General features: G+C 55.2%; 14 protein-coding genes. 1 reads left to right on the forward strand and 13 read right to left on the reverse strand.

Going from position 1 to position 9,176, the window contains the following annotated elements; translation table 11 throughout:
* The first annotated feature begins 69 nt into the window (after positions 1-69).
* Entirely contained in the window at positions 70-480 is a 411-nt protein-coding gene (locus H3H51_RS12320) for a VOC family protein (protein ID WP_235981349.1), read from the forward strand.
* 78 nt (positions 481-558) lie between these two features.
* On the opposite strand, the gene H3H51_RS12325 is transcribed toward H3H51_RS12320, so the two are convergent.
* From H3H51_RS12325 to H3H51_RS12385, 13 genes are all read right to left on the reverse strand, one after another.
* A complete protein-coding gene (locus H3H51_RS12325) occupies positions 559-1,299 on the reverse strand; it encodes a glutathione S-transferase family protein (RefSeq protein WP_183089323.1) in 741 nt (246 codons plus the stop codon).
* Positions 1,300-1,444: 145 nt separating this feature from the next.
* A complete protein-coding gene (locus H3H51_RS12330) occupies positions 1,445-3,058 on the reverse strand; it encodes an FMN-binding glutamate synthase family protein (RefSeq protein WP_183089324.1) in 1,614 nt (537 codons plus the stop codon).
* A 106-nt stretch (positions 3,059-3,164) separates the two neighbouring features.
* Entirely contained in the window at positions 3,165-3,623 is a 459-nt protein-coding gene (locus H3H51_RS12335; protein WP_183089325.1) for an SRPBCC family protein, read from the reverse strand.
* A gap of 50 nt (positions 3,624-3,673) precedes the next feature.
* Positions 3,674-3,877, reverse strand: coding sequence for a hypothetical protein (locus H3H51_RS12340; protein ID WP_183089326.1), 204 nt, complete (start codon positions 3,875-3,877; stop codon positions 3,674-3,676).
* 60 nt (positions 3,878-3,937) lie between these two features.
* Positions 3,938-4,243, reverse strand: a complete 306-nt coding sequence (locus tag H3H51_RS12345) for an NIPSNAP family protein (RefSeq protein WP_183089327.1) — start codon at positions 4,241-4,243, stop codon at positions 3,938-3,940.
* Between the two features lie 48 nt (positions 4,244-4,291).
* Positions 4,292-4,651: a VOC family protein gene (locus tag H3H51_RS12350; RefSeq protein WP_183089328.1), complete on the reverse strand. Its 360-nt coding sequence runs from the start codon at positions 4,649-4,651 to the stop codon at positions 4,292-4,294.
* A 68-nt stretch (positions 4,652-4,719) separates the two neighbouring features.
* On the reverse strand, positions 4,720-5,163 hold the full coding sequence (locus H3H51_RS12355; RefSeq protein ID WP_183089329.1) for a hypothetical protein: 444 nt from the start codon (positions 5,161-5,163) through the stop codon (positions 4,720-4,722).
* Positions 5,164-5,384: 221 nt separating this feature from the next.
* Positions 5,385-5,933, reverse strand: coding sequence for a hypothetical protein (locus tag H3H51_RS12360; protein WP_183089330.1), 549 nt, complete (start codon positions 5,931-5,933; stop codon positions 5,385-5,387).
* Positions 5,934-6,020: 87 nt separating this feature from the next.
* Positions 6,021-6,554, reverse strand: coding sequence for a hypothetical protein (locus H3H51_RS12365; RefSeq protein ID WP_183089331.1), 534 nt, complete (start codon positions 6,552-6,554; stop codon positions 6,021-6,023).
* Between the two features lie 74 nt (positions 6,555-6,628).
* On the reverse strand, positions 6,629-7,102 hold the full coding sequence (locus tag H3H51_RS12370) for a GIY-YIG nuclease family protein (protein WP_183089332.1): 474 nt from the start codon (positions 7,100-7,102) through the stop codon (positions 6,629-6,631).
* Between the two features lie 81 nt (positions 7,103-7,183).
* Entirely contained in the window at positions 7,184-7,657 is a 474-nt protein-coding gene (locus tag H3H51_RS12375) for a hypothetical protein (RefSeq protein ID WP_183089333.1), read from the reverse strand.
* A gap of 72 nt (positions 7,658-7,729) precedes the next feature.
* Positions 7,730-8,299, reverse strand: coding sequence for a GrpB family protein (locus H3H51_RS12380; protein ID WP_183089334.1), 570 nt, complete (start codon positions 8,297-8,299; stop codon positions 7,730-7,732).
* A gap of 200 nt (positions 8,300-8,499) precedes the next feature.
* On the reverse strand, positions 8,500-9,048 hold the full coding sequence (locus H3H51_RS12385) for a hypothetical protein (protein WP_183089330.1): 549 nt from the start codon (positions 9,046-9,048) through the stop codon (positions 8,500-8,502).
* Positions 9,049-9,176: the final 128 nt, after the last annotated feature.

Consider the following 9,176-nt stretch of genomic DNA (forward strand, 5'->3'; position numbering starts at 1 on the left):
GCTGCTTCACTGGTGCTGGAGGCCCCTGCGGCCTCGTCCAGCGCTGCAACCAGAATGGAGGAATGTGCAATGGAAAGGGGTTCCAGCCTGATTCCCTGTGTGCTCTACCGCGACGCGCCGGCGGCCATTACCTGGCTGTGTCAGGTGTTTGGCTTTCATGAGCAGTTGCGCGTCTCTGCCGGCAATGGATTGATCGAGCACGCCCAGCTGATTCACGGCAGCGGCATGCTGATGCTCGGCTCACTGAAGGACAACGACTATGGCCGGCAGATGCGCGAGCCCAAGGCCGTGGGTGGCAATACCCAGAGCCTGTACCTGGTGGTCGAGGATACCGACGCCGTGTACGCCCGGGTGCAGCAGGCCGGCGGCGAGATCCTGATCCCGATCAAGGACGAGGAATACGGCGGCCGCGGCTTCACCTGCCGCGACCTAGAAGGCCATCTGTGGAGCGTGGGCAGCTACCAGCCGTGGGATGAGTAGCTTTTGTAGGAGCGAGCTTGCTCGCGATGCTTCTCTACAGGCAGCGGATCGCGAGCAAGCTCGCTCCTACAGGCGCTTTCAGATCTTGCGCGGGCGATCCACTGCATAGCGGCGCAGCACCCACTGCCCGGCCGGGCGGGCAAACAGCTGGTCGAGGAAGTTCTGGGTCTGCTGGTTGTGCCCGGCGATGCCTTCCCACGGCGTACCGGCCGGGGTGAATAGCGGAGCGAACAGCGCGGCGGCGCTGACATCGGCCAGGCTCAGGCGCTCGCCAACCAGATAGCGCGAAGGGTCGCCGCCGATGCGCTGCTCGATCAGGTCGAGCCCGGCCAGCAGCTCGGCTTCGGATTTGGCCACCCGCTCAGGGGTGACTCCGTAGAGCTTCTGCACGCCGTTGATCAACACCGGCTTCATCAGGTTGCGCAGGCCGAACCAGGGGCGATAGACCTTGAGCATGGCGTGCATCACCGTGTCCCACTGCTGGATCTGCCCATACAGCCAGCGCCGCACATGCACGCCGAGGCGGTCGAAGCGTTCTTCCAGCGCGAGGACTTCGGCGCGCAGCTCGGCGTCTTTCGGCAGCAGCGGCTGGGCCGGGTAGTGCTGTTCCAGGTACAGGGCAATCTCCGTCGAGTCGCCGATCACCTGGGCGCCATCCTGCAGGATCGGCAAGGTGGCAATGCCGGCCAGGCGCTTGCTCTTGATCCGATGCAGGGCGGGAAACAGGTTGTCCACCTGGAAATCGAGGCCCTTGTGGTCGAGGTGCCAGCGGGTCTTCTCGCAGTAGTGGGAGATCGGGAACTGGTACAGGGTACGCATCAAAGATGGCCTTCTGCCATGACTAAAGGCGCGAGTGTAATAAATCCTTAGCTGACTACCTAGTCTCGTTTTTGATCATCGATTTACAGTGCTCTGTGCCTGGTGGGGGCTTGAAACCAGCTCCCCCTTACGCAGGTTCTGCGAACTAGACCGCCGCCGCCTCGAAGCTGTCGGCGCGCGCCATGCTCCACATGCGTGGGTAGAACTCGCCGGAAATCTCGCCACTGAGCAGCTCGCCGGGCTTGAGGAACACATGCAGCTGCGAGTACAGCTTGATCTCGCTGGCTGACATGCGCCGCACCAGGTGCTTGGCCTGGATCTGCGAAGGGTGGTCGAGGCCGGCGGCGGCGATCATCTCGGCCAGGGCCTTGAGCGTGTTGCGGTGGAAGCTGTGCACGCGCTCGGCCTTGTCTGGCACCACCAGGGCGCGCTGGCGCAGTTTGTCCTGGGTGGCCACGCCGGTCGGGCATTTGTTGGTGTGGCAGCTCTGCGACTGGATGCAGCCAATGGCGAACATGAAACCGCGTGCCGAGTTGGCCCAGTCGGCACCCAGGGCCATTACGGCGGCGATGTCGAAGGCGCTGACGATCTTGCCGCTGGCGCCCAGGCGGATCTTGTCGCGCAGGCCGCAGCCGACCAGGGTGTTGTGGGCGAACAGTAAACCTTCGCGCAGCGGCACGCCGATGTGGTCGGTGAACTCCAGCGGCGCCGCACCGGTGCCGCCTTCCTTGCCATCGACCACGATGAAGTCCGGCAGGATGCCGCTCTGCAACATGGCTTTGGCGATGCCCATGAACTCCCACGGGTGGCCCAGGCACAGCTTGAAACCCACCGGCTTGCCGCCGGACAGCTCGCGCAGCTGGGCGATGAACTGGAGCATTTCCAGCGGTGTGGAAAAGGCGCTGTGGCGCGCCGGCGAGATGCAGTCCACGCCCATTGGCACGCCACGGGTCAGGGATATTTCCTCGGTGACCTTGTGCATCGGCAGGATGCCGCCGTGGCCGGGTTTGGCGCCCTGGCTGAGCTTGATCTCGATCATCTTCACTTGCGGGTTCTGCGCCTGCTCGGCAAAGCGCTGCGGGTCGAAGCGGCCGTTTTCATCGCGACAGCCGAAGTAGCCGCTGCCCAACTCCCACACCAGATCGCCGCCGTGCTCGCGGTGATAGGGGCTGATGCTGCCTTCGCCGGTGTCGTGGTAGAAGCCGCCGAGCTTGGCGCCCTGATTGAGCGCGCGGATGGCGTTGGCGCTGAGCGAGCCAAAGCTCATCGCCGAGATGTTGAACACCGACGCCGAATACGGCTGGCTGCACTGCGGCCCACCGACGGTGACGCGGAAGGTGGCCGGGTCACTGTGGTCGGCCGGCAGCATGGAGTGGCTGATGAATTCGAAGTCGCTGCGGTACACATCGCTCAGGGTGCCGAAGGCCTTGTCGGCGCTCTGGTTCTTCGCCCGCGCATACACCAGCGAACGCTGCGCGCGGGAGAACGGCAGCTTGTCGCCATCGGCTTCGAGCAGGTACTGGCGGATCTCCGGGCGGATGCCTTCCACCAGGTAGCGGATGTTGCCCAGGATCGGGTAATTGCGCCGCACCGCCTGGCGCGTCTGCAGTAGGTCGTTGCAACCGATCAGGCTGAGCACGCCGGTCAGCAGGGTGAAGGCCCACAACCATTCATGGGCGCCGAGGAAGGGCAGGCTGAGCAGGGTGAACAGCACGCAGAAGGCGAAGAAGGCATAGCGGTTCAGCAACGACAAGCTCATGGGTGCTTCCTGATGGCGACGGGCTGGTAGAGCCTAACCCCTGACCCGCATAGCGGCCAGCCAGGTACAGCCTTGTTGTGGGAAGGATGTTGCTGAACGTAGGCAGTTAGACAACCTTGAGCACTTCTGCGGCCAGGCGGTCGAGGTTCTGCTCGTTGGCCGGGATCACCAGCGCGGCGATCCGCTGGTGCTCGGCCACGGAATCGAACTCCTGACGCCAGTCCACCCGTGTCTGCGAGCCCTGCGCGGTAAAGCGGATGGTCAGCAGAAAGTGGTGCCCATTGAGGTGCTCGATGACCACCCGCTGCTGCGGCACCACCTCGATAAACACGCTTTCGTTCGGATAGTCGCTGCCGTCCGGGCCATGCATGACGAAGCGCCACCTGCCGCCGGGGCGCAGATCAAACTCGCTGAAGGTATTGCTAAAGCCATTCGGCCCCCACCAGCGCGCCAGATGAGCTGGGTCGCTGAAGGCCTGGTACACGCGAGCGCAGGGCGCATCGATCAGGCGCGAGTGGACGAAAGCGCGCTCGTCGTTGGTTTCATCATGGGTGTGTGTAGTCATCGGCGTCTCCCTTGGGGGAATGATTGATTGCTCAACGCTAGCCGAGCGCATTACAGCCGCACAAAGTAAGGCAGTACCGAGAGCGCCCCGCCAATCCCTACCAGCAACAGGGTGTCTTCGGTGAAGTACGGAAAGATCATCAACGCCAGGCCACAGACCATCGGCACCACGGCGTTCTGCTTCTTGCCATAGAGGAAGTAACCGAGCCCGACCGAACCGAACAGCAGGCCCCACAACAGCAGTGATGTACTCAAGCAGGTCCTCGCAGAAGGGTTGGCCGATGAGCTGATTTCATCCGGGTTGGTCGATTCATGTCACGCGAAGACGGGACGGAAGAAACTGCGCTCATAACTGAGGATGCAGTGAGTGTCTGCGGCGTACTGGAATGCAGCCTGGCACTCCTGGTCGTGCAGCGACTTTTCCCGGTACGCCTCGTACAACGCCAGGGAGGGGAAGGTGAACATCGCCAGCGCTACGTTGTTGGCGCCCTCCGAAGGGAGAAAGTAGCCATGGTGCGTACCGCCCAATCTCTCGACCAGAGGAATCCACAGTTTGCCGTAGTGCTCAAATTCCTTGAGCTTGTATGGGTCGATGATGTAGCGCAGATAACAGGTGACCATGGGGGCTCTTTCGTATTGATGGTGGATGGGGGCTGCGTGACTGAAGGGTCAGGCCTCAGGCTCCGACCATACCGCGAACTCATTGCCACTTGGCTCGGTGAAGTGGAACCGACGGCCGCCCGGAAACGAAAAGATCGGCTTTACAACCAGGCCTCCCGCGGTTGTCACCTTGGAGAGTGTTTCCTCCAGGCGCTCACTGTAGAAAACAATCAGTGCGCTGCCATTGCTCGTGCTAGCAGCCATCTCAGCCCTAAAGAACCCGCCATCCAATCCTTGGCCAGAGAAAGCGGCGTAGTCCGGGCCGTAATCCACAAAGGCCCAGCCGAAGGCGGATTGAAAGAATGACTTGGTGGCGGCTAGATCCTTGGCGGGGTATTCCACGTAGTTGATCTTTTCGTGAGTGGGCATGGGGGATTTCCGTTGGAGCTAACGTTTGGTTACGGGGCGCGCTTTAGCCGGTCCCGGTGAGCGACTTGTTAGGCGCACGCTACGCGAACCGCAGAAACGGTTGCTTTGATTTTATCCTCGGCCGCTTTTGAACGAAAACTCGCTCTCTTAGCGCGCTCCGGTTTATTGATGTAACTGGTTCCTTTGTATGGATTTAACAGCGTAAGGTTCGCGTTGTTAGCGGTGAGAGTTTGAATTTCTTGGTTCAACCAGCGCTCCATCTCGTTTATACGATCAATGGAGGTTCTGCGTTCATCAGGGTTTTCTGAGTAGTCATCAAAGTGCTCAAAGACATAGGTGTAATCACGAGCTTCATGGCTAATAACTTTGTTTCTTACTTGGCTATGGATTTCATTGTAAGAAAAATGATTTCCGCAACGAGATATAAGTGGATTACAGCCTTCTCTGTTGTCACCTACCTTTCCCACATATAGGTCTGTGTGCTCGTCGGACTTTGCCACAACAACGTACACGGCATATTTCCGTTTCAGGCTTTCTCGGTGAATGTGAAATGTGTGTGGCATATGTTGTGTGCCTAACGATTAAGCTAAGGGGCCGGCTTTAGCCGGTCCCAGTGAGCGAAGCGAACGGTTTGAACCATTTGTTAGGTGATTGCCCGCTATTTTATTTAGGCCCCGGCCTCGGTTTTTATTTTACTTCCTTGCCTAGAAACTTTTGGGGGTAGGTTAGCTAGCTAATCCTGCCATAATTGATCCGACCGTCCACAGCCGCATGCCCCACAACTGCACAAGATCCATCCACATGTTACGCATTCTGGGAGGTTTTCTGATGTTATGGGGCTTTTGCATGACCAGCAGTTTGTTTCTCGACGTACTTTATTTGCTGAGTATCTAACGCCAGAATATTCTTTACCCATCGTTTGAAGTTTTAGTCGATGGCGAACAACCGATGAGCCTCGGTATTTCTCAAGAATTTTTGTTTTCTGTGCCTGATCTTGAATTGATATTGAGTTGCTTCTTGCGTGATCGCGCTCAAGATTAATAAATTGATCTTTTTCTAAATACCAAAATGTGACGATTTCTCCAGATGGGGGTATTCTTTTATCGAATACTAGTGTTTGATCATTTAATCGGGCTACCCATAGTTTCTCATTTTCATGCGCTAAGAGTTTTTCGTTTAATATGCTCTGCAATTCCGGCGTCTTTTCACCGATTGAAGAATACCAATCGTGTCCATGACGAACGTATTTCTTGCCTTTGTACTCAACTTCAACTCGGTCCATTTGAGCACCTAACGATTAAGCTAAGGGGCCGCGGAACGCGGTCCCAGCGAACGAAGTGAGCGCTTTGAGCGCATTGTTAGGTGATACTCACTGTTGGAAGGATAGCGCCCACCTGCCGTTAGTGAATGAAACCTTACCTTTTACTGGTTGGGACGCACAACATAGAGCATCCTTTGACCAGTCAGGCACGAAGCCAGAGAACATGATTTCGCCGTTTTCAAGATAGAGCCGCTCAAGGTGCTTTGGGAAGTCAGATGGGGTTTGAATCGGTGTGGAGAGTTCGGAAACCACATGAATTTTGTTGTAGGCGCCATGCTTCATAGTAATCAGCAGCATACGCCCCATAGCACTGCCGCCTGAGCAGCCAGCATCTAAGCCAACTGCTGCGACAAAAACTGGTTCTTTTTGAATTTTGTACTTGACCATGTGGCTTTGATTGAAGCTGAAGGAGCAGCCTATAGCGTTTCCGTAGCCTTCAAGTAAGGCAGGTATTGTTTTTTCGGCTGCTAGTTGCTCTGCATCCCATACTTTCTCTGCATCTATGTCTTTCTGTGACACCTCTGCCCAGCACGGCAGGCAGAATAGGATAAGCGAAAGAGCACGAAGGCTTTGAAGTTCCATTTTCACCTAACGTTTGGTTAAGGGGCGGGCTTTAGCCCGTCCCAGTGAGCGAAGCGAACGGTTTGAACCAGTTGTTAGGGTTTTTGCCCACGCCGGCTGCGTGAGTTAAACAGCGTTGTGTGGTTATCTATAATTCGTTCTTCGATTTCTTTGCGGCCAATTAATGCTGGCATGGTTTTTACGAGAAGATTTGATTCCATGAATTCTGTGAGTTGAAGCTCGACATCTGGCGGAAAATTTATCTTAGAGCTGGCGCTCATGACCCCAGGTACTTCTGCGAATTTATGCTTGCCCAAGGAACGGCGAAATGCGTGGTTCATTGTTCTGAAAATATCTTTCATTCTCCCTTGAAGTGAACCGGTTTCTCCTGCATAGATGAGAATATTATTTTCAAATATGCAGTAGATTCCCGGCTTTTCTGGGAATGACGTTTTTCGCGTCAGCGGTATAGCGTTATCAGGGTTGCTGAGTTTCGCTGCGGCAGATTCTAGGTAATTGCTGATTTCTTCTTCATCTTGGCCTTCAACTACTGACGCCGTAATATTCATTTGGCAATTACCCTAACGTTTGGTTAAGGGGCTGGCTTTAGCCAGTCCCGAGTGAGCGAAGCGAGCGGCTTGAACCGCTTGTTAGGAGGCAATCATTGCGAAGGCCATAACCCAAAGGCCAGGTGGTACAAGAACTATTACAATTAGGACAAATAACCCAAGAGCAATTTTAGGGGCGCGGAACTCATTGGCTGCTAACGCAATGATTGATAGGGCCACCAAGTCGCCAACTATGCTGGTTAAAAATGTCGGGAAAAAATACCTGGCGACTGAAACAGCTATAAGCAGTATTGCTGTTAACCTGAGCGCAGATATTTCTTTTTTTGCAAAATATGGTAGCAAAGCGAAGAGTAGAATTATTCCAGAAAACTGAACTAGGAGAATTTGAAACCTGCTCTGTGTTCTAAAAAAAGCGCTCAAAACTCTGGCGTGGTCGTTCCAATCCAAGCTGAGATTGTGGCTGATTGAAATTAAACGAATAGCTATTGCAATAATTAGCAGAGATATAACAAGCAGGATTTCCCTGTGATTGTTCTTTGCAACTCCATTGCTCATGGTGTTTGTACTCCTAACGTTCAAGCTCAGCGGGCGGCGTAGCCGTCCGGTGGAGCGACCAGTTCGGCGGCGTCACGCGTCGGACCGCCCGGCGTTCCAACCCGTTCCCCCTGCCCATGCCTCCGCTGCCACCATGATCACATCGCACACCGGATCCTTGATGTAGCTATACGCTGCCAGATCCTCCGGATGGTAGTGGGCCAACGTCTCTTTGAGCCGCTGATACGCTGCTGCCATTGCCTGATCCGCCCTCAGGAAGTCCCGAAACAGGAGTGCGTACCGTTGGTTCGCTTTTCCTGCACATCGCACGTGAATATTGGCGCTGTGCCGATCGTCGCTCGGGCAGAACAACCACTTGGACCATTCCTTCCGTTCGCCGTCTGCTCCCGGCGGGACGTGGTCGGATGTCACGCGCTCACGGCGCTGATAGCCAGCCTCGGCAAGCAGGGTCTCGACCGATGTCGTCAACTCCGCTGTCGTTACCTGAATGTCGATGACGTCCTTAGCCGCGAGTCCCGGTACGGACGTCGAGCCGATGTGATCGATGCGAAGCGCCAAGTCTCCGAGCGCGTCACGTATAGCCTGGCTATGCACCCGAAACTCCGCCTCCCACTCAGGACGATACGGAACAATCTTGATCATTACGCTCCTCGCAGGACCATGCCTCGTTGCCTTTCAAGCCGTCGAACGTTTGGTTAAGGGGCGGGCTTTAGCCCGTCCCAGTGAGCGAAGCGAACGGTTTGAACCATTTGTTAGGTGATTGCCCGCTATTTTATTTAGGCCCCGGCCTCGGTTTTTATTTTACTTCCTTGCCTAGAAACTTTTGGGGGTAGGTTAGCTAGCTAATCCTGCCATAATTGATCCGACCGTCCACAGCCGCATGCCCCACAACTGCACAAGATCCATCCACATGTTACGCATTCTGGGAGGTTTTCTGATGTTATGGGGCTTTTGCATGACCAGCAGTTTGTTTCTCGACGTACTTTATTTGCTGAGTATCTAACGCCAGAATATTCTTTACCCATCGTTTGAAGTTTTAGTCGATGGCGAACAACCGATGAGCCTCGGTATTTCTCAAGAATTTTTGTTTTCTGTGCCTGATCTTGAATTGATATTGAGTTGCTTCTTGCGTGATCGCGCTCAAGATTAATAAATTGATCTTTTTCTAAATACCAAAATGTGACGATTTCTCCAGATGGGGGTATTCTTTTATCGAATACTAGTGTTTGATCATTTAATCGGGCTACCCATAGTTTCTCATTTTCATGCGCTAAGAGTTTTTCGTTTAATATGCTCTGCAATTCCGGCGTCTTTTCACCGATTGAAGAATACCAATCGTGTCCATGACGAACGTATTTCTTGCCTTTGTACTCAACTTCAACTCGGTCCATTTGAGCACCTAACGTTTGGCTAAGGGGCCGGCTTCGCCGGTCCCGAGTGAGCGAAGCGAACGACTTGAGCCAATTGTTAGATTGCCCAGCCGGACACCGGAAGTGGTGCCAGCGCCGAGCTTAAATGG

The organism is Aquipseudomonas ullengensis, from assembly GCF_014174475.1.
Lineage (GTDB): Bacteria > Pseudomonadota > Gammaproteobacteria > Pseudomonadales > Pseudomonadaceae > Aquipseudomonas > Aquipseudomonas ullengensis.